This window comes from Paenibacillus terrigena DSM 21567 (assembly GCF_000374845.1).
In the GTDB taxonomy this organism is placed as follows: Bacteria; Bacillota; Bacilli; order Paenibacillales; family Paenibacillaceae; genus Paenibacillus_K; species Paenibacillus_K terrigena.
Genome location: NZ_KB895419.1, coordinates 46,418 through 65,412, shown reverse-complemented (window position 1 = coordinate 65,412; position 18,995 = coordinate 46,418). Strand labels below are relative to the sequence as shown.

20 protein-coding genes are annotated in these 18,995 nt (G+C 45.6%); 5 read left to right on the top strand and 15 right to left on the bottom strand.

Annotation, left to right across the window (positions count from 1 at the left end):
• Window positions 1-38: 38 nt before the first annotated feature.
• The gene (locus C558_RS0120440) at window positions 39-4,118 is read right to left on the bottom strand and encodes a family 20 glycosylhydrolase (protein ID WP_018758159.1); all 4,080 of its coding nucleotides are present in this window, start codon (window positions 4,116-4,118) and stop codon (window positions 39-41) included.
• Window positions 4,119-4,548: 430 nt separating this feature from the next.
• On the opposite strand from C558_RS0120440, the gene C558_RS31515 reads away from it, so the two are divergent.
• Window positions 4,549-5,385 carry a MerR family transcriptional regulator gene (locus tag C558_RS31515; RefSeq protein WP_018758158.1) on the top strand — a complete coding sequence of 279 codons (837 nt, stop codon included), beginning with the start codon at window positions 4,549-4,551 and terminating at the stop codon, window positions 5,383-5,385.
• Between the two features lie 83 nt (window positions 5,386-5,468).
• Here C558_RS31515 and C558_RS0120430 read toward each other — a convergent pair whose 3' ends face one another.
• A complete protein-coding gene (locus tag C558_RS0120430; protein ID WP_018758157.1) occupies window positions 5,469-6,368 on the bottom strand; it encodes an alpha/beta fold hydrolase in 900 nt (299 codons plus the stop codon).
• A gap of 237 nt (window positions 6,369-6,605) precedes the next feature.
• Here C558_RS0120430 and C558_RS0120425 point away from each other — a divergent pair, with 237 nt between their 5' ends.
• Window positions 6,606-7,061 (top strand): RidA family protein, encoded by a 456-nt coding sequence (locus C558_RS0120425; RefSeq protein ID WP_018758156.1) that lies wholly within the window; start codon window positions 6,606-6,608, stop codon window positions 7,059-7,061.
• A gap of 22 nt (window positions 7,062-7,083) precedes the next feature.
• On the opposite strand, the gene C558_RS0120420 is transcribed toward C558_RS0120425, so the two are convergent.
• From C558_RS0120420 to C558_RS0120400, 5 genes are all read right to left on the bottom strand, one after another.
• Window positions 7,084-7,662, bottom strand: a complete 579-nt coding sequence (locus tag C558_RS0120420; RefSeq protein WP_018758155.1) for a DUF1572 family protein — start codon at window positions 7,660-7,662, stop codon at window positions 7,084-7,086.
• Between the two features lie 13 nt (window positions 7,663-7,675).
• On the bottom strand, window positions 7,676-8,044 hold the full coding sequence (locus C558_RS0120415; protein WP_018758154.1) for a glyoxalase superfamily protein: 369 nt from the start codon (window positions 8,042-8,044) through the stop codon (window positions 7,676-7,678).
• Window positions 8,041-8,541, bottom strand: coding sequence for a cysteine hydrolase family protein (locus tag C558_RS0120410; protein ID WP_018758153.1), 501 nt, complete (start codon window positions 8,539-8,541; stop codon window positions 8,041-8,043). Before C558_RS0120410 ends, C558_RS0120415 begins: the two co-directional genes overlap by 4 nt.
• Window positions 8,542-8,544: 3 nt before the next feature.
• Window positions 8,545-9,018: a VanZ family protein gene (locus C558_RS0120405; RefSeq protein ID WP_156826212.1), complete on the bottom strand. Its 474-nt coding sequence runs from the start codon at window positions 9,016-9,018 to the stop codon at window positions 8,545-8,547.
• 85 nt (window positions 9,019-9,103) lie between these two features.
• The gene (locus tag C558_RS0120400; protein WP_018758151.1) at window positions 9,104-9,379 is read right to left on the bottom strand and encodes a hypothetical protein; all 276 of its coding nucleotides are present in this window, start codon (window positions 9,377-9,379) and stop codon (window positions 9,104-9,106) included.
• 118 nt (window positions 9,380-9,497) lie between these two features.
• On the opposite strand from C558_RS0120400, the gene C558_RS0120395 reads away from it, so the two are divergent.
• Window positions 9,498-9,713: a hypothetical protein gene (locus C558_RS0120395; protein WP_018758150.1), complete on the top strand. Its 216-nt coding sequence runs from the start codon at window positions 9,498-9,500 to the stop codon at window positions 9,711-9,713.
• A gap of 30 nt (window positions 9,714-9,743) precedes the next feature.
• On the opposite strand, the gene C558_RS0120390 is transcribed toward C558_RS0120395, so the two are convergent.
• From C558_RS0120390 to C558_RS0120355, 8 genes are all read right to left on the bottom strand, one after another.
• Window positions 9,744-10,280 (bottom strand): hypothetical protein, encoded by a 537-nt coding sequence (locus tag C558_RS0120390; RefSeq protein ID WP_018758149.1) that lies wholly within the window; start codon window positions 10,278-10,280, stop codon window positions 9,744-9,746.
• A gap of 16 nt (window positions 10,281-10,296) precedes the next feature.
• Window positions 10,297-10,773, bottom strand: a complete 477-nt coding sequence (locus C558_RS0120385) for an SRPBCC family protein (protein WP_018758148.1) — start codon at window positions 10,771-10,773, stop codon at window positions 10,297-10,299.
• A gap of 195 nt (window positions 10,774-10,968) precedes the next feature.
• Complete coding sequence (locus tag C558_RS0120380) at window positions 10,969-11,505, bottom strand: GNAT family N-acetyltransferase (protein WP_018758147.1); 537 nt, start codon at window positions 11,503-11,505, stop codon at window positions 10,969-10,971.
• 24 nt (window positions 11,506-11,529) lie between these two features.
• The gene (locus tag C558_RS0120375; RefSeq protein ID WP_018758146.1) at window positions 11,530-12,138 is read right to left on the bottom strand and encodes a hypothetical protein; all 609 of its coding nucleotides are present in this window, start codon (window positions 12,136-12,138) and stop codon (window positions 11,530-11,532) included.
• A 24-nt stretch (window positions 12,139-12,162) separates the two neighbouring features.
• Window positions 12,163-12,939, bottom strand: coding sequence for a class I SAM-dependent methyltransferase (locus C558_RS0120370; protein WP_018758145.1), 777 nt, complete (start codon window positions 12,937-12,939; stop codon window positions 12,163-12,165).
• A 145-nt stretch (window positions 12,940-13,084) separates the two neighbouring features.
• Window positions 13,085-14,932 (bottom strand): FtsX-like permease family protein, encoded by a 1,848-nt coding sequence (locus tag C558_RS0120365; RefSeq protein WP_018758144.1) that lies wholly within the window; start codon window positions 14,930-14,932, stop codon window positions 13,085-13,087.
• A gap of 18 nt (window positions 14,933-14,950) precedes the next feature.
• Window positions 14,951-15,712: an ABC transporter ATP-binding protein gene (locus C558_RS0120360; protein WP_018758143.1), complete on the bottom strand. Its 762-nt coding sequence runs from the start codon at window positions 15,710-15,712 to the stop codon at window positions 14,951-14,953.
• Between the two features lie 252 nt (window positions 15,713-15,964).
• A complete protein-coding gene (locus C558_RS0120355; protein ID WP_083927242.1) occupies window positions 15,965-16,342 on the bottom strand; it encodes a c-type cytochrome in 378 nt (125 codons plus the stop codon).
• Window positions 16,343-16,465: 123 nt separating this feature from the next.
• Between C558_RS0120355 and C558_RS0120350 the strand changes: the two genes are divergently transcribed.
• On the top strand, window positions 16,466-17,239 hold the full coding sequence (locus C558_RS0120350; protein WP_018758141.1) for a gluconate 2-dehydrogenase subunit 3 family protein: 774 nt from the start codon (window positions 16,466-16,468) through the stop codon (window positions 17,237-17,239).
• A 31-nt stretch (window positions 17,240-17,270) separates the two neighbouring features.
• Window positions 17,271-18,992, top strand: coding sequence for a GMC family oxidoreductase (locus C558_RS0120345; protein WP_018758140.1), 1,722 nt, complete (start codon window positions 17,271-17,273; stop codon window positions 18,990-18,992).
• Window positions 18,993-18,995 lie beyond the last annotated feature (3 nt).

Sequence of the window (18,995 nt, the reverse complement as noted above, 5' to 3'; positions counted from 1 at the left end):
TCTCATGAAGCAAGCCGTGTCGGATGTCATTTCCCTATTTAATTCTTGTTCGTACCCATGATTCGCTGCGCGACCCATACCAGATCATCTAGATCCACTTTCCCGTCATGATTAACGTCAGCTCTCTTCGCGGTATTCCAATCTGAATCCTTATCGGTCTTGCCGTAATTCGCCGCAATGATTGCGAGATCCCCGATGCTGATCTTGCCATCGCCATTCAAATCGCCTGGAATACCCGGCTCATTCACCGTTACTTGAATGGCAAGAGACGACACCTTCGCAGTCATCTCTATGCCTCCATCATCCGATACCACGGCATTTGTCACAGCAAGAGTCGTGTTCGTGCCCTGCGTTAATTCCTTAGACTTAAAAGTGATTTTCAGCATATCAGGATTTCCGGTCAATGCTTGCTCTGGATCAATACTTGCAAGGATGAAGCGCAATGTTCCATCTGGCTTGTAGACCGACTTGATCACACTAACACCATTGATCAAAGAGCTCGCATCCACATACTCCAGCACTGTCGGATCAAATTGCAGGGAAATATCCTGAGCGTATACACTTTGTGTAACGTTGCGAAGCCCTAAAGTCACATCGAAAGATTGTCCGGATACGACAGACGAAGCACCGATCAATGCCGTTGACAGTTCCTTGTTCACGGACTTCACAATGGTAACCTTTGAAATGGCCTCAAATTTACCATCTGTCGTCGTGACTTTAATATCCACTGTCCCTTCCTTCACGGCCGTGACCTTGGCTTGCCCCGCGCCCGTCGCCGCCACTGTCGCAATTGTATTGTCGCTGCTGGACCAAGTCACTTGCTTATTCGTCGCGTTCGCTGGAAGAACGGTAGCTGTCAGATCTGCCGTCTCGCCTTCCTTCAGTGTAATGGTAGCCTTATCAAGCGAGACCCCCGTGACGTTGATATTCGTAACCGGTACGTTGTTGTTGTAATGAAAGTCATCGAAGACCGCTGTTGTCGTACCGAACACTCTCGCGCCCATTTTACCCGCCGTATTCGGAATACCGCTGATGACGTTGTCATAATACGTCACGCCGTTCACGATCAGCGCAACGGAATTACCTTCGAATTTCACTTTGACCGTCGCAGGAACACCCTTCGTTAACTTCGCAGCGGGATCGCTGGTCATCAGTCCGTAGCTGTCTTGCGCATTGACCCAGTACCACGATGTCTTATCGAACCCTACCGAAGCCCACGAATCATTCGAATCGTATCGGAAAATAATCCCTAGACGCATGTTGTCGGACTCCGGAAGAACCTTGAATTCGACCTCACCGTCCTTCACAGCAGGTGAATGCTGATCCACGAAAATATTGTTCGTTCCATTGGAAGCCAAACGAAGCGCAAACTTGCTTGCTCCCGTAGGATCGTCCACTAATGCCATGGTTCCTACACCCTTGCCAATCACATGTTCCCAACCTTCGATAGCGTTGTCCTCGAAGTTCTCCGTGTAACGAATCGCTTCTGGAACAGTAACCGGATCATTCGGATTCGGTTGATAGACTTCGAATTCATACAGCGAATATCCATAAGTACCTACTCGCTTCGTTCCTAACATTTTCACATACCTAGCTGTCGTCTCAGGGAATCTGATAATTTCTGTTCCTCCGGCACCTGCTGTAGTCGTGTAGACATCGTTCCAGTTCTGATCATCGTCAGAGACTTGGATCTTGTAACCTTTCGCATAGGCAGCTTCCCATTTCAAGACTACTTTATCGAACGCCTTGCGCTCTCCAAGGTCGACTCGAATCCATTCATTATCCGTATACTTCGAAGCCCATCGAGAAGTGCTCGATTCGATTTCATCAAATGCGAGGTTCGGTGTCAGATAGTCCACTTCAGACGATGAAGCAGTGGCCGGCTGATGCGCAGCGATATTGATCGTCCATGGGGGTGATCCAGCAGCTGCTGCAATCTCTTTCGCGGAAAGCACGCGATTCACCACTTGCAGATCATCCAAAGCACCAACAAATCCATGGCTTCCACCAATCGTTGCGATCGGCAGCAGTGTTGTATCTTTCAACGTATCCTTCAATACCCCATCCAGGAACAACGATGTGCCGCTTAGATCCCCGCGAAGTGCAACATGCACCCATTTGCCAGTAGGAATGACTGCATTGAAGCTGTAATCATACCCTTCACGCGAGAATCCAATTTTACCTGTTCCAGTTTGTTTCAATTGAATTTTACCGTAGTCGGACTGCATAAAGGTCACTTCGGAAGCGGCATTGGTCGCTGCTTCATCCAGATTCACCCAAGCTGAGACAGTCCATGGAAATCCTTTGTCCGGAAGTCCTGTTGTAATGAACCCGCTCGCATCGTTGAACTGTACAGCCTTGCCATTCTTACCCGACTCGGCCCACGTTCCCTCCTGCATCAATCCGTCATAGCCATTGCCGGAAGTATCGTGCACGGTTTGACCGTTACCTTCTTCAAATGGATACGATAAAACCATTTCGCTTTGTGAGGCTACACGATGCTGCAAGTTCGTCCCAGGCACATCCCCAATGGATTTGCTAATTTGCTGGAATTGTTCGTAAGTCGAATCTGTCGTTTTACCGCCCCACATTTTCTGCGCCAATGCTGGAAGTGCTTCCTTAACGCGATCATTGACGTCCTCGACACTGACCTTTTTGCCTAATAGGTCATTCCATACCGCGAACATGGCCCCTTGCAGCTTCGGTTCGTTCTCGCTTAATTTGATCGAGCCGCTGAAATATGTAGGATCCCAACTCTCGTAAATCCATTTCGTATTCAAATAATCGTAATAATAGCCTGCCTTCGGTACGATATATAAGTTACCATCGACCGTATTAATGATATTGAACCCATCGCGAATCGCATCATTCGGATTATGCCAGCCGTTATTCCAGATATTGATCGTAATATCTTTGTTCACAGGCGTCGTGCCTGGGAAGAACGAGAGGCTTCCCCACATCCGAGATGTCTTGCCTTTACTCTTGAAATAGTCATCCATCGAATTCAAGAATTGTCGATAGGCTTCCACCGTCGACTTATCATTCCGATCGAATTCATCGCCGCCAAAATGGAGTTCCTTCGCATCGAACCAACCGCCATCGATATACTCTCCCCATACATCTTTGATAAACTCAACCGCCTCCGGGCGAGTAATATCCAGATGATCCACAGGAAGCGTGTCCTTAACGAGATCAGGTCGAATTTTCGTCAAGGATAGCGCATGACTTGGCGACTCCAGCTCCGGGGTAATGGTCATGCCGTGCAGATTCGCCAAATCCTGCAGCTCGCGGAATTCCTTCTTCGTGTAATGTCCATCTTTTGCCGTCAAATTCGGATACTTCGTGCTCTCCAATCGGAATGCCTCGTATTTATCCCAATGCGTACGACTATTATCTTTGAAAATCTCGTTATCATTTAAGTGAATTTGAAAGTCGTTCATTTTGTAATACGACATAAACTTTACATATTCTTTGAGAAAATCCATCGGGAAATATTTGCGGCCGACATCCAGCATGAAGCCGCGCACCTTGTACTTCGGAAAATCCTTCGCATTCCCCTTAGGGATCTGAATGTGTGCTCCATCTTGTGCTAGAATTTGAAGCGCAGTCCGCGTACCGTAGAACACACCCGTATCCGTATTCGCTCGAATGGTGACATAATCGCCGACTTCAAAGTAGTACCCCTCATCACCAATCGACTCGTCTCGCTCATTCGTCATGGTGAGGACAATATCTCCCGCCTTCGGCAGGTTGCTGACAGCGGATACATATTTGCGGCCTGTTAATTCCTTCAGATCGCTCTGGAATACGACAGCGGTTGCGCCTAACTTACGCGCGTAGCTCGTAGGCAGTACGAGACGCGAGTTCTCCGTCAGCGTGAAGCTGCCTGTTCCCCCTGTCCATTCTTGCAGACTTGGAATGACGGTCGGCTTCAGATTCACGCTGCCTTCTGCCGCATCAGCCTTTGACAGCGGTACCAACGTTAGAATCATGCCTAACAAACATAAAATTGTTGTAAAGGTTTTGAACTTCTTCACGATTCTTGTGTCCCCTCCTTCATCATATTTGAATGTTAACGCGAAGCCTGCCCCCTCAGCGCCACAACATTGCTTAACCATTCCCCTCGATTACGTCCAAAAATATCGGCATCATCATCTCCTTTTCGTTTTTTTGCCCAAATTGTTGCCTAAAAAGGGCGTAAAAAAAGCATGAGCAAAAAGAGTTGCCTCTTTAAGCTCATGCCTGATTCCAGTAACACGCTTAGATTTGAGGGGTGGTATAACCCTAAAATAGTGGATTCCTCTCCCCATAGCAATACATTCGACAAAGGTTATCAGAATAATGGATAATCCTACTTCGATGTCGATTTATACGTAATAATTGACACAATAATGCCCCTTTTAGAAGTAAATGCTTGGGCAGGGTGTAAGTTGCTAGCGAACTGATTTCGGAATATATCCAATCCATATTGAGCAGGTACCTTAAAAAATAAAAATTCCTTGCTCATTACGTTACGTTATGTGGTGTAATGGTAAGGAGGTGAGACGCATGGACGGAACAGACAAAATCTTTTTGATCGGCGAACTGGCCGCGGCAACCGGTGTAACCGTAAGAACCCTTCAGCACTACGACAATATCGGGCTTTTGCCGACATCCGGCCGTACTGAAGGTGGACGACGTTATTATACCAAGGAAGACATGCTCTGTTTAGAGCAAATCATGTTTTATAAATCATTAGGATTTTCCTTACCAGAAATACGCGACAAAGTGGTTAAACGTCCGAAGTTATCTCAGATCGATCAAATCCTGCATGAGCAAGAGGTTGTACTCTATAGAAAAATAGAAGATGCTTATGCAAGCATTTCTTCAATCGAGGCATTTCGGACTGCCATCGCAGCTGGAAACGATCCGCCGTGGCAGTTGATAACCGGTTTTATCCGAACCTTAAGGAACAGTAATCTGTTGGATTGGGGGCAATACACTTTCAGTGACAGCCAGAAGGAAATGTTGGGTGAACATTTTGCCAAAAGAGAAGCCTTCGATTTTTATCATACATGGAGAACAATAGCATTGAAAGCCGCAGCGCTTGCCAAGTCCGGGATGGCACCGGAAGATCCGGTTGCACAAGAATTAGCCGAAGCTTGGTGGAAAATAGTACTGGAAGTAACAGAAGGGGATGATGAACGAATCCATGCTTTTGCACAGATTCAAGAAGATCGAGCTTCATGGCCTGAGGGAGACCGCGATCTCATGGATGCATCTCAATCTTTTATTGATTTATCGGTGAAGCACTATTTAAAGACCCGATGCAAGGACAGCAAAGATTACAACTCTTTAAAACGTAAATACGATAAATGCCAAACACAATCAGAGGAGATTCCTTAATTAAATGATTACGAGCAAAAACTCATCTTTTAAACCAAGTCCCACAACACGTACTAGACCTATGCTTGACTATCTTACTGACCCTAGTCCCGCGAATGCTTTTTTACAAATACCAGTATTCTGCTGTTTACTTCTTCAGGATACTCCCCATTTATCGCATGTGAGGCATTAGGCCAGCTTTCGATATCAATATCTTTTACATATTTTTTACCTTTTTCAACTGCCTTTTTTGAATTATGCATTGTGCTGTTTTCAGCCATTAAAGCAAGAATAGGAAGATCAATCTTTTTCAAATCTTCAATACTAATTTGATCAGGAGCCGGAAGCTTAAGCTTGTAGTTTCGCATTGCTGATTCTATTAACTTTGCTATCGGTTCACTTTCATCAGCCTTAGCACCTCCAGAAATATAGCTTAACATCTTTTCTCTGATAGCTTGGGGAATAACTGGCACAGATGCCGGAATTGATAAAGCAATCATCTTTAGTGAAATCGGAGCGAAAACAAAAACTGGATCTAGAAGGCTAATAGATGCTATTCTTTCGGGGTAATATCTCGTTAAATTTATGGCAGTCCAACCCCCTATTGAAACGCCAACAATATGAGCTCTATCTAAGTTTAACGCTTCAAGCACCTGATTTAACCATTCAGCTTGTACCTGCCGGTTGACAATTGCAACTGTCTGTATGCTCATTCCAGGCTCCCCGAGTAAATCAATAGCATAGATTGGCCTTTCCTTCATTAGCCCCTCCAAATTCGGCTCCCACATTGGTGTAGAAGCTGAGCGTCCAGGAAGCAATACGATAGGCTCTTTGTCCCTGTTTTTCTCTTCAGTAAAGTAATATACACGAACTGTACCATAGTTAGTATGGATATCCTTTGTTTCATTAGGCTTTGGGATAAGTGCCATTGCTTCATGATAAGCATTCTTAAACTCTGCTTCTCCTGCTTTAGAAGTAAAATGACCTAGTTTACTTTTAATCAAAATAACTCGTTCCCCCTTAGAATCAACACCATTAAGAAATTAGCAACTGACTGAAGAACAAGTTTCTTCCAGCTCATTAATCGCATCTTTAGTTATGATTTAATCATATTACGCAACGTAATGAGCAATAGTTATTTTCAATGGTCGATCATTTTGTTTGAATTTAAGATTGAATCCATTTTAGGCTTATGGTATGTTCTTCCATAATCTATATTTTCATATTAGAGGAGGATCGCTATGACCGTAGAACAGCGTCTCGCAGCATTAGGATTTACCCTGCCTGAAGCCAGTCAGCCCGCAGCAAAGTACTCGAATCTCGTGAATATCAATGGACTCGTATTTCTATCCGGCAAAGGACCATCCGGTCAACCGAAGGGAAAACTCGGCATCGATTTCTCGACGGAGGAAGGGTATCGCTTTGCAAGGCAAGTTGGGCTTGAGGTACTGTCGGTACTCAAGGCCGAGCTCGGATCACTCGAGCGAGTGAAGCGTGTCGTCAAAGTCCAAGGCTTCGTCAATGCATCCTCTGATTATGAAGAGCACCATAAGGTACTCAATGGGTTCTCAGAGCTGATGATCGACGTATTCGGTGATGAAGGGCTGCATGCGAGATCCGTGTTCGGCGCTGTCTCCGTGAGAGACAACCTGCCGATCATCGTCGATTCGATTTTCCAAGTTGATTCGAACATCTAAGACAACAAAAGAGGCTGGAGTCCTATGACTCGAGCCTCTTCACTTCCCCATCCACAAAATGTCGGATGCCTTTATCTTGGGCAAACTTGGCATGGTTGTATTGCTTGGACTGATTCTTCGGAACAGAGATACTATTCCATGCGCCTTCCTTGAGCGCTTTGGCCGCATAGATGATCTGACCGACATGGTACGGATAATGCGCAAGCTGGCGATTGATGGCATCCATCACGGTATGCCCTTCGTTCCGGATATAGATGATGTCCATCAATTGATTCGGTTCGATCGATTCAAGCGCATCGAACAGACAAGCCCAGCCTTCGTTCCATTGCTTCATTACTTCTGTCGGATCTTGCTGAACAACTTCGAATTCTGCATCACGGTCCCGCCATTCCTTCTCCCCATCCGTCGTAAGAAATTCCGTCCATCGCGAGCGCATATTGCCCCACAGATGCTTCACGACCGATGCTATCGTATTTGAATCGTCATTAGGAGCGAGGAATAACTGCTCCGGTGTTACCTGCTCCATTGCCTTCTCACCAAGCATTTTATAATAGCGGAACTGCTTCTTCACACTATCCAAATAGACTTGATTCGTCTCCATCGATCCTACGCTCCTATCCTGCATCCATTTCATAGAATACGAGTCGGTTCCCGAAAGGATCCGCCACCGACATCTCGATGTTTTCCCAAGGGGTGCGTTCAAGGCCTGGCCGTGCAAATTTGTATGTCTTCGCCAGCAGCTTCTTATGATAATCTTCCAGCCCTGTTACACCGATTCGTATCGTCGAACCTGGCGTTGCATCGCCATGATGCTCTGACAGATGAATTGTGATACCAGACATCGTAACGGACATATATAACGGAAACCCATCCTCATAACGATGCTCAAATTCCACCCCAAATTCTAAAAATTCCAAATAGAACTCCTTCGCCTTCTGTTCATCAAATATGCGAAGAATTGGGGTCATGCTATGACAGATCATGCACTGTCCCTCCCGACCATGAACTCAATTACCGGATAAGAGATCATGTGCCTATCGCGGGTTGTCATCGCAATAATATCTGGCAAACTCACAATGCCATTCTGCAGCATAACTGTTTTGAATCCACGTTCAATCGCGCCATTATAGGTGAATAACACGCATTGCTCCGCAGCGAACCCTGCCACGATAACCATGCCAACACCCTGAGCCCGTAGAATTTGCTCCAGCTCTGTCTGCCAGAATGCATTCGAGTGCACCTTCTTCACATGAATATCATGCGCATCGACGTGAATTTCGGGGATGAAATCTAGCAGCGCTGCGTTATCATCTGTTGCATCTTCAACGTCCTGGATATGTACGACACAATGACCATGCGTGCGAAGCTGATCCGCAACATGATTCACGTATTCGCATGCTCTAGCAACACCAAACTTCTCCATGTTATTCTCTAAAAATAGACGCTGCATATCCACGATAAGTAAAGCAATTTTCTCCATATATTACACTCCTTTTGTTGTATCTATTGATTGTGTTACTTGCCTACATAACCGCCTCGTTAAGACGAGACCTATCCATCCACCCACCGTATTCAACATGATGTCATCGACATCGAATCGGCCTACATAAGTCAACATCTGTGCACATTCGACGACAAAGATGAGGACCACCACGAACATTACGAATTTTGCGACCCGCATAAACTTCTGATTCAATAGTGGAATGAAAATCCCTAACGGAATAAATAAGATGATATTCCCGAACAGATTTTTTACCCATGTCTCAGTGCTAAAGTGGTCTCGATGGATCACAAGTTGTTCAATCGTAGCAAATGGGATGAGATTGTAGTGATACATATCCAATGCATGCCTTGCCCGAAAGAACAGCAAGTTCAACATCACCAAGCAATAACCTATTAACGCGACGAGTAAGATAGCAGTTACGACATTATTCCTATAATATCTTTGCTTAAACATTTCAATGATGTGTCTCCTATTCCATGCAAGTTCAACCACAACCATTGTACCATAATCATCCATTTTTCAGCCACTTCTGGGTAGGCTACCTAATCTTTTGCGTACGAATCATGGCGATCCGAATTCCGTAATAAATTGCGCTAAGCCCTATACATCCGAGCAGCCAGTACACCGAACTCGAGTTATTGCTTGTCCCGAATGATACTTTCTCATCTAACGTTTCAACGGTTGTGTAAGTATCAATCACATCGGGTTTATAATTCAATGTCAGAAGCATCCCATTCAGGACTTGCCATCCGTAATAACCTAGAATCAGCAGAATACCTACAATGAGTGATTCTACAAAGACTCTTTTGTTCATTCCATCCCTCTCCTTTCCAGGCGTTGTCCCTCGTTCCATGTATAATTTCCTTCCATCATTGTCATCTTAAGGATGAATCTGTTCTGCATTCTACATATGACAAGGAGCGTTAACAACCGTGACTACATCCAACGAAAATTCCAAGAGCACGAAAATTTTGCAAGATGCCGTGGATAGCTCCGTACAGCATTATCAAGTCGTAGAGGACTTCTTAGACGAGCATGCTGACGAAATGACTCCGGAGAACGCTAGGCGTGTCCGCGAGAAGAACATCCACTTGAAACACAGCATTCAAGGCCTTCAAGCGGAGATTAAGAACGAATCCAACGCATAGCGTTGTAGCCTCTACCCTAAGCCGTAGGTACTAATGCCTCGGCTTTTTCTTGTTCACCCTACGAACATGCATTATCGCAGCCCATAGATAACCCAGCATGACCGCTAACTTCAACCCAAGACTATAGGTAAATACATTGATAAAAGCCGTATTCGTATACTGATTGACGACTCCCCAGCCATATATTGCGGAATAAGGATCTTCTGGCCATCCTCCTAAGCTATTAAAGATCATATCCGCATAGGTACGCGCTCCAACCGCGAATATCACACTAAAGACAATTAAGACAATGAACATTCCTATACTATCTAAGCCATCTCGGAATCTATCTCTGAATATCACCCCAGAGATCATCGTGATTATCCCGAATAACATCACATACAAAGGAACCAGAATGAATACAAAAATAAGTGCTGGGTTTCCATTCCCCGACATATGCGACTTTGGGGTCATCCGAAATGTAAATAAGTCAACAGCGCCTAACAAGATAACCGTGAGAAAAACCAGTGCGAGCAGTATCGCGCTGGCAACATAATGCTCTTTGATATATGCAGTCATTCGTTCCATTGCAATCTTTTCACCCTCATCTCTCTCGCTTCTTCCGCCATTCTTCCTCAATCAATCGCTTCAACTGTTCATTTCGGTATGTAAGAAATTTGGTCATATAACTTTTAAGGATGTATCGATCAGCCCACCGACCCATAGCACCGAATGGTGCAGCGAACTTAAGTTCATCCCGCATAATCGTCAGTTCCTCACGCTCCAAGAAAACGTGCTTATGACGCATAAACTGAAAGGCACCAGATACCATTTCATCAACAAAATACCGCGGTCGCTCATATTCCACAACACAGGAAGTCAATCGCTGCCTAATCCCAAAGTGCGTTGCTTCAAATGTAACTTGGTCACCATACTCTACCTTTCCTCGCACCTTGCCCTTCACGAGACGTTCCTTCGTACGAGGCCAGACCGTTCGAGGGTGCAGATCCATATCCCGAGCCATATCAAAACATAATGCTACTGGTGCATGAATCACTATCTCCATTCGGATCGTTACCATGAACTCCCCCTCCCTGCACGCACCAGCTTTTGGATCCCTCGCAATCGAAATCAAGGTCGTTCTCTGTAGACAAGATCCCTTAAAAGTTCATTCTGCTCTTTCATCATTAATTGCATCTCTCGCATCTGCGCATCCTTACCAACACCTTTCCTTCTATCCACTCTATGCCGGTCTAACCTGTCTGCATGTTTCTTTTCACTGCTGTTGTTCTTCCGCCTCAGTCGCTAAGATCGAGAACAGGTAGGAGTCGTGATATTGCCCTTTATGATACATATGCTCCCGCAAATGCCCTTCTTGCTGCATCCCTAGTCGACGCATCACATTCGCAGAAGAGGAATTCCCCGGACGGCAGGTCGCGTAGATCCGATGAACTCCTTTCTCCTTGAACCCGAACGTTACGAGCGCTTGCGCTGCTTCTGTCGCATAACCATGACCCCAATATTCTGGATTGAAGCAATACCCCATCTCTGCATTACGACCTTCAATATGAATGCCGCATCCGCCAATCAATTGATTCGTGTCTCGCAGCACAACAGCCAGCTCAAATCCGGTACGCTCCTGCTGCTCTTGCATGCTAATCACATGTTCCATGTAAGCCTTCGTCTCATCGATCGAATTCGGTCCCCAGATCATGAAGGCCGTCACACCTGGATCTGATGCATACCGATGCACCTGTTCCCAGTCTTCACGTACAAAATCACGTAGGATTAATCTTTCTGTTTCAATCTGCATGACATACGCCTCTTTCTATTGGATTTACTCTGTCTGGATCGTATTGGTGTACGTCGAGATATCTTCATCCATCTCAACGACATCAATGATTTGATTCTTCGTTGATAAAGCCGTAATCTCAAACTGTTTGCCTTGTCCTTGTACCTCATCCAGCAGTAAAAACCAGATGCGATAAGGATCACGTCCATTCGATAAGATTGCCGTTCTGAAATTATCCCCCGTCTGTTTACTAAGTACGCTGATGTATGCTACGTCCGGATTCGTAATCACACCGAATAGCATAGGATAAGGCATATACAGCCCCATCCCCCTTATGCTCGGAAAATATTGCGAAGAAAAATCCACATGCTCGTACTTCCCTGCCTGCTGCTTATAAACAGGGATCGTATGTCCTCCGCCATATCCCCATTTCCATCCTTTCCAAGACTCTTTCACAAAGTCAGCATAGATTGAAGAGCCCCGGCTATAGAATATCAGTCTCCCTTTCGGCACATCGATCTCCTCGTAAATCTGACCTGTACCAATCCTATGAGCGATCGCTTCATCTGGTGTAGCTGTGGACTCATCCTGGAGATAAATAAATACCCCGGCGCTTACGAAAATAACAAATAAAATGATCCAAAATTTCTTCATCTTGCCCCCCCCCTACACATGCTGTCACCTTTTACGTAATACAACCACGGATGCCTGATGAGAAATATGAAGTAGTGCTGCATGTCCCTTCAATCTTCCCATCAAATCCGCCGTCACGAGCATGCGTACATCTTCCTCAATATCCGTTAGCCAAGACACCGATCGAATTTTGCCACACCAAGCGTCATGGGAATACGGTAATGCATATTCATACTGCCATTCCGCAACGACCTGGAATTGATGCTGTTCCCACTCTCCGAACCAATCCACGGGAAATCCATTTCTTCGAAGTGATGTACTCGAATGGCTTCCTGCGGGCTTCATCTCTATTCCATGATCCTGCAGTACGCCGAATGTTAACTGTGCGATGTCCGAATCCGATCGGAAGATCGAATTGATGATGATCAATATCCCGTCTTCCGTTAGATGTTTGTCAATATTCTGAAGTGTCTTCGTTCGGTCGAACCAATGCCAAGCACGTACCGCAATCATGATCGGAACCCGATGATCCACTTCAAATGACTCCGCCGCCGCACAGATGTATCGTACCGAGCCTGCTGAGGTGCCAAGTACCGATCTCTCAGCTTGCTCGATCATCTGTGGCGATGGTTCGATCCCAATGACGTGTGCACCTAACATAGCTAAATCGCGACTAATGATGCCCGTCCCTGCTCCCAGTTCAATAATCTGGTTCCCCGCGAAACAGACACCTTGGTCAATGAGCTGATTGAACAAGACCTGTGGGAGCGCATCCCGATATTTTGCATAATCATCTGACACATTGCCAAATTCACTTGTCATAGACATCACCTCCATTCGATCGCATGCGAACAACAGCCTAGCGTTGAAAATTTTGTTATATTATACCATCTATTCCTTCTGAGTTGTTGCTTTTTAATCACATAAAAAAAGAGCGACTTTTGTCGCTCTTGTAGGAATCCTTGATCTATTTCTTACGCGGCATAACTATACCACGATAGAGTTGTACGGTAATGAAATAGTATACCGCATAGATCACAAGGAATATCAGAATCGGCAGCCAAACTCGGAAGTAAGGGTGCACAAGGATAAACGAGAACATCTCCATCCCGATGAGTACATGGATAATTCCGATGATTGCCGGGAATAGGAACACATAGAATAGCTCTTTGTACATCGATTTCATCAACAACTCACGACGAACCCCAATTTTACGGAGCATCTCATAACGATGGATATCTTTCGATGCGCCAGTAAGTATCTTGAACATGAGACAGCTAGCCATCATCGCGAGGAACGCAATTCCTAAGAAAAAGCCCATGTATACGGTACCTGCCGAAAAAGCTCTGAAGCTCGTATAATTACTATATTTGGTGTTGATATATTGATCAGAAGTAAGCTTGAGTTTGCTCTTCTGCATCGCATCGATCTGTTTCCAAGTAGACAAATGGGCATCGAACTGATCCGATTTGCCGAGAAGCGCTACGCCCTCTTTCCCCTGAACACGATCATACATTTGCTGATCCGCAATTATAACTCTTTCACCTTTATAGACATAATACGGTTGGATCATCTCCATCGCCTCGTACCAATCATTTGGCATCTGAGGACCATGCTTATCATTCTTCTCACCACGAATTTCAGCTCCTGTCGGGAGCTCTGCATCTGGAACCTTCGTTTTGCCGAAATCCTCTTTACTTGCTCTTATCATGATACGTGGTGGGTGATTCATCAAATCATCTTTCAGATAATAAATCCCTTTGTCACTCACTTTATACCGGTATTCCTTCTGTTCGGTGAATGGAATGCTGGCGAGCAATTCTTTCTCCGCCTTCGTCGGATTATGAAGCGTTACATCATAATAATCAGCGCCGTCAACCATAATCATGATGTTATTCTTGAACGACATTCCCGCGGTAATCGATCCTGCAGATAACGCAATCAGCATGGTTACTGTTGCCAATACTTTCGTAAGGGAATTGATGCGGAAGTTGAGCTGCGCATAGGTAAATGCATTTAGCCCTTTCTCTATACGTTTCTTATTCCGTTTCATCGCAAGAATGATGAGCGGCAGGAAGGTCATGAAGAGCAAATACGTCCCTGATGTGATCGTAATTAGCGCGATAATAACACCTAATTGCTGTAGGTAAGTCATGAAAATCATGGATGCATAACCGATGAGCAATAGAATGATTGATAGAATGGCTGCAAAGACCGTCTTCTTCCCACGCTTCGCAATTTTGTCCGTCTGGACATCCGCATGAACTAGCTGCAATACGGTAACACGCAGCATTTTGATCGTATTCATGATCGCTGAGATCAGGAATAGCGCAGTGAAGAAAATAGCTGTTACGATCAAGGATGGAAGATAAAGTGCATGGTATCCGTCGGAATTAAATTCTAGTTCTTTCATCAACATTGAACCTATAACTTGTGCTAGACCGACTCCCACAGCAATACCAATGACGAGTGAAATTAGACCAATGACAACTGTCTCCATGAACATGAGCCGTGTAATTTTGTTCTTTCGAGCCCCGAGGGTCATATACATCCCGAATTCTTTCTGCCTTAGAGAGAGTAAGAATGAATTCGCATAGAGAATATAGAAGAACGTTACGATCGAGAGCAGCACCGAACCCGCATAGAAGACGAATTGGATCGGCCCAATCATCGCGTTTGCTTCAATAAATGCTTTATTCATTGCGAGCGTCTGGAACATATAAAAGATGGATATAGACATCACAAGACCCGCAAGCAGAACAATATAATCTTTATACTTGCTGCGCAGTCCTGACATCGATAATTTGAATAACATGACTGAATAACCTCCCTTCTACGCCTTCGTCGTCCCTAAATCTGCGAGCACATCAAGTATTTCCCGATAGAAATCTTCACGTGAGGATTGACGATGAATTTCTTTGTACATCTCCCCGTCCTGAATGAATAGAATTCGTTCGCAATAGCTCGCGCTATAGGCATCATGGGTGACCAACATGATGGATACGCCATGCTCTTGATTCAGGTTCGTCATCGCCGTTAATAGGCTCGTGGCATTCTTGGAATCTAGTGCTCCTGTCGGTTCGTCTCCGAGGATAATCGCTGGTTCATGAACGAGTGCCCGAGCAGCTGCGCACCGCTGCTTCTGTCCTCCTGATACTTCAGCTGGATTCTTATGTAGAATCGCGGTAATCCCCAGTGTCTCGGCTACCTTCTGCACTTTCGGTCCAATTTGGCGCGATGTCACACCTTGCAGGGATAGCGGTAATGCAATATTTTCATAGATTGTTAAGTTCTCTAATAGATTGAAATCTTGAAATATAAACCCGAGTTTCTGTGAGCGAAAATCGGATAGCGCCCCTTGCTTCATCTTCGTAATATCGCTGCCTGCAATGCGGACCATGCCTTCCGTCGCTTGATCCAGCGTGGAGATCACATTCAATAACGTTGTTTTCCCCGAACCAGACGGTCCCATAATTCCGACGAACTCACCTTCATGAATTGTGAACGATACACCATTTAGTGCATACGATTGATTCTCTCCGGCTTTCCCATATACTTTCTTCACATTACTCACTTCAACAACTGGTGTTTTCATCTAGATCCTCCTATACGTGATATGAAGCCGTACCGACCTCATATGAGACGATGTTTTGTTTTCTTTCCTAGAATTTACCGAACTTTCGTTCAAACACACATCGATTCAGATTACATGTATCTTACATTGTTGTAAGACTTCATAAGAAAGAGGCATCTTCCTGTAAGATAGATGCCTCTAAGGGTTATGGAAGCAACACAAAAATGCAGCCGTTCATCCAAGAACTGACTGCATTTTTTGATGTTTGGATATTTATTTCTTTGCCGATAACCAATCCGCGATCCCAGCAATTTCCTCACTAGACAGTTGCCCTTTGAAGCTCGGCATTCCGCCTCGTCCGTTCGTTACAACCGTATCAATATCGCCTTTGGATAATTTGCCGCCGACTTTCTGCAGGTTGGGACCTACAGCCCCCTCTAGATTGTTTCCGTGACAGCTTACGCAATTCGCCTTAAACACCGCTTGTGCATCAACCTTAGTTGTTGTTGCTCCAGTCCCTGCCCCTTCTTTGGGAGGCACTGGTGTCTTGGTGCTCGTACCACCACCGCAAGCAGACAACGCGATAACGATCAACCAAGAAAAAAGTAATGCTGCTGTTCTTTTCAAATTGATGACCTTCCCTTCAATCATGCTCAAAAATGACTGTTCTACGGTTACAATGCCCCTATTTTCACATTTCATGTATAAGAACTTCCAAATGGAACAAAATACAATTGCATAAATTGTCCAGATTCCCCAGAGGAGGTACAACATTTGGCAGAACAACACAACTATCAGCCACCAGATAAGTCGAGACGTCAATTCCTTAAATATTCAGGCGCAGCCATTAGTGGTGCTGTCATTGGCGGTGTCATTGGCGGAGCGATCGCAGGCGGTTTCAAGAAAAAAGCCCCTGTTCCAACACCCACGCCAACAACACCGGGTGGACAGGCTGCAGCAGCTGACTACAATCAAGCGACGATGTACTTTACACAAAGTCAACTTCAAATTACACAGGCTGCTGTGGAGCGGATATTCCCAAAAGACGATCTTGGACCTGGCGCTGCCGAGCTTGGCGTCGCTTACTATATTGATCATCAGCTTGCGAGCCCTTGGGGGATCAATGGACGTGAATATCGGATCGGACCCTACGTGAAAGGTGAGGCTACGCAAGGAGACTATCAAAGCATCAATCGCACCGAAGTGTTCAATCTGGGTCTCATCGCCATTCAACAAGCCAGTATGAAGAAATACAATAATAAGTTTCCTGATTTAACAGATGAGCAAAAAGATGCCATTCTGACCCTGTTGGAAAAAGGCGACATCGAAGTGATCAATGGCATTACGGGCACGAGCTTCTTCAATCTGTTACGGACTTTGACACTTGAAGGCGCCTATGCCGATCCGCTCTATGGTGGGAACAAGAATATGCAGGGTTGGAAAATGCGCAAATACCCAGGCAATCAGATGAGCTACGCCAACATTATGGAGAAAGCAGAATTTGTGGCGATGAAACCGATGAGTTTACGCGACCATATCGCACACTAGACCCTATTAAGCTAGAAAGAAGGTGCCTTTCATGGCAACAAAAATGCCAAAAGTCCCTGTCGTCATCGTCGGGATGGGTTGGCTCGGAGGGATTATAGCCGCCGAATTATCGAAACAAGGCGTCAAAGTTGTCGGGCTCGAACGCGGCAAACCGCGTGCTACGGAAGATTACTACATGGTGCATGATGAGCTGCGTTATGCGCAGCGTTACGACCTCATGCAAGATCTCTCCAAGGAGACCATAACCTTTCGCAATACCAGTAAAATGACAGCACTGCCGATGCGTTCCTATGGATCCTTCCTCATCGGCGAAGGTCTAGGCGGTGCGGGTATCCACTGGAATGGACAAACCTACCGCTTCCTGCCCTATGACTTCGAGATCTATAGCAAGACCGTTGAGCGGTATGGCAAGAAGAAAATTCCAGATGGCATGATGATCCAGGACTGGGGGATTACATACGACGAGCTAGAGCCGTATTTCTATAAGTTCGAAGAGGTGGCAGGCATCTCAGGCGAGCAAGAACAGACACCGCTCGTCGGAAAGCGGTCTAAGCCTTTCCCGACCAAGCCGATGATGAAGACACCTATTCTCAAAATGTTCGAAGATGCAACGAAAAAACTCGGATACCACCCCTACATGATGCCATCGGCCAACTTATCAGAACAATATACGAATTCAGACGGGATTACTCGCGCAGCGTGTCAATATTGCGGATACTGTGAGCGATTCGGTTGTGAATATGGCGCTAAGGCGGATCCCGTCGTGACTGTGCTCCCTGTGGCGAATAAAACCGGGAACTTCGAGCTCAGAACTTACTCCAATGTGGTTGAAGTTCAACATGACGGCAAAAAAGCTACCGGCGTGGTCTATGTAAACACGGTAACGGGTGAACGATTTGAACAACCTGCTGATGTTGTCATCCTCGCGAGCTATGTATTCAATAATGTGAGGCTCTTACTTACATCCAAATTGGGTAAACCTTATGATCCGAAGACAGGAAAAGGTGTCGTGGGCAAGAACTATTGCTACCAGACAAACGGCGGCTCCGCAACAGGCTTCTTCGATGATAAGGAATTCAACCTCTACGCGGGCGCAGGGTCGCTGGGAATGGAAATCCCCGATTTCAATGGAGATAACTTCGACCATACAGACTTGAACTTCCTGCATGGTGCCGGGATTCGTATTTCTCAGACAGGCCAACGTCCTATTGCGACGAATCCTGTTCCGAAGGGAACGCCGACATGGGGGGCCGAATTCAAGAAGCAATCCTTGAAGTATGCCAACAGCACCTTGACTGTCTCGCCGCAAGGAAGCAGTCTACCTTGGCAGCATCATTATTTGGATCTCGATCCTACGTTCAAGGATGCTTATGGATTACCGCTCATGCGAATCACCTTCGATTTCGAAGATCAAGATCGTGAAATGATCAAGTACGTGGCTTCGAAGTCAGAAGAGATTATGAAGGAAATGAATCCGACATCCATCGGCGTATCGAATAAGCTAGGTCCGTACAATATCGTACCGTATCAATCCACGCATAATACGGGCGGCGCCATTATGGGCGCTGATCCTTCAACATCCGTCGTGAATTCCTATCTACAAATGTGGGATGCAGAAAATGTATTTGTCGTCGGCGCATCGGCCTTCCCGCACAACAGCGGATACAATCCGACTGGTACCGTCGGTGCATTAGCTTACCGTGCTGTAGACGGTATCGCCAAATATTTGAAAAATGGCGGTATGGTCGTATGAGAA

Bases quoted from the DNA above. Each gene is read 5' to 3' on its own strand.
- C558_RS0120440 (WP_018758159.1), bottom strand. From the start codon at position 4,118: ATGGTTAAGCAATGTTGTGGCGCTGAGGGGGCAGGCTTCGCGTTAACA.
- C558_RS31515 (WP_018758158.1), top strand. From the start codon at position 4,549: ATGGACGGAACAGACAAAATCTTTTTGATCGGCGAACTGGCCGCGGCA.
- C558_RS0120425 (WP_018758156.1), top strand. From the start codon at position 6,606: ATGACCGTAGAACAGCGTCTCGCAGCATTAGGATTTACCCTGCCTGAA.
- C558_RS0120420 (WP_018758155.1), bottom strand. From the start codon at position 7,662: ATGGAGACGAATCAAGTCTATTTGGATAGTGTGAAGAAGCAGTTCCGC.
- C558_RS0120415 (WP_018758154.1), bottom strand. From the start codon at position 8,044: ATGATCTGTCATAGCATGACCCCAATTCTTCGCATATTTGATGAACAG.
- C558_RS0120410 (WP_018758153.1), bottom strand. From the start codon at position 8,541: ATGGAGAAAATTGCTTTACTTATCGTGGATATGCAGCGTCTATTTTTA.
- C558_RS0120405 (WP_156826212.1), bottom strand. From the start codon at position 9,018: ATGTTTAAGCAAAGATATTATAGGAATAATGTCGTAACTGCTATCTTA.
- C558_RS0120400 (WP_018758151.1), bottom strand. From the start codon at position 9,379: ATGAACAAAAGAGTCTTTGTAGAATCACTCATTGTAGGTATTCTGCTG.
- C558_RS0120390 (WP_018758149.1), bottom strand. From the start codon at position 10,280: ATGGAACGAATGACTGCATATATCAAAGAGCATTATGTTGCCAGCGCG.
- C558_RS0120385 (WP_018758148.1), bottom strand. From the start codon at position 10,773: ATGGTAACGATCCGAATGGAGATAGTGATTCATGCACCAGTAGCATTA.
- C558_RS0120380 (WP_018758147.1), bottom strand. From the start codon at position 11,505: ATGCAGATTGAAACAGAAAGATTAATCCTACGTGATTTTGTACGTGAA.
- C558_RS0120375 (WP_018758146.1), bottom strand. From the start codon at position 12,138: ATGAAGAAATTTTGGATCATTTTATTTGTTATTTTCGTAAGCGCCGGG.
- C558_RS0120370 (WP_018758145.1), bottom strand. From the start codon at position 12,939: ATGACAAGTGAATTTGGCAATGTGTCAGATGATTATGCAAAATATCGG.
- C558_RS0120365 (WP_018758144.1), bottom strand. From the start codon at position 14,932: ATGTTATTCAAATTATCGATGTCAGGACTGCGCAGCAAGTATAAAGAT.
- C558_RS0120360 (WP_018758143.1), bottom strand. From the start codon at position 15,712: ATGAAAACACCAGTTGTTGAAGTGAGTAATGTGAAGAAAGTATATGGG.
- C558_RS0120355 (WP_083927242.1), bottom strand. From the start codon at position 16,342: ATGATTGAAGGGAAGGTCATCAATTTGAAAAGAACAGCAGCATTACTT.
- C558_RS0120345 (WP_018758140.1), top strand. From the start codon at position 17,271: ATGGCAACAAAAATGCCAAAAGTCCCTGTCGTCATCGTCGGGATGGGT.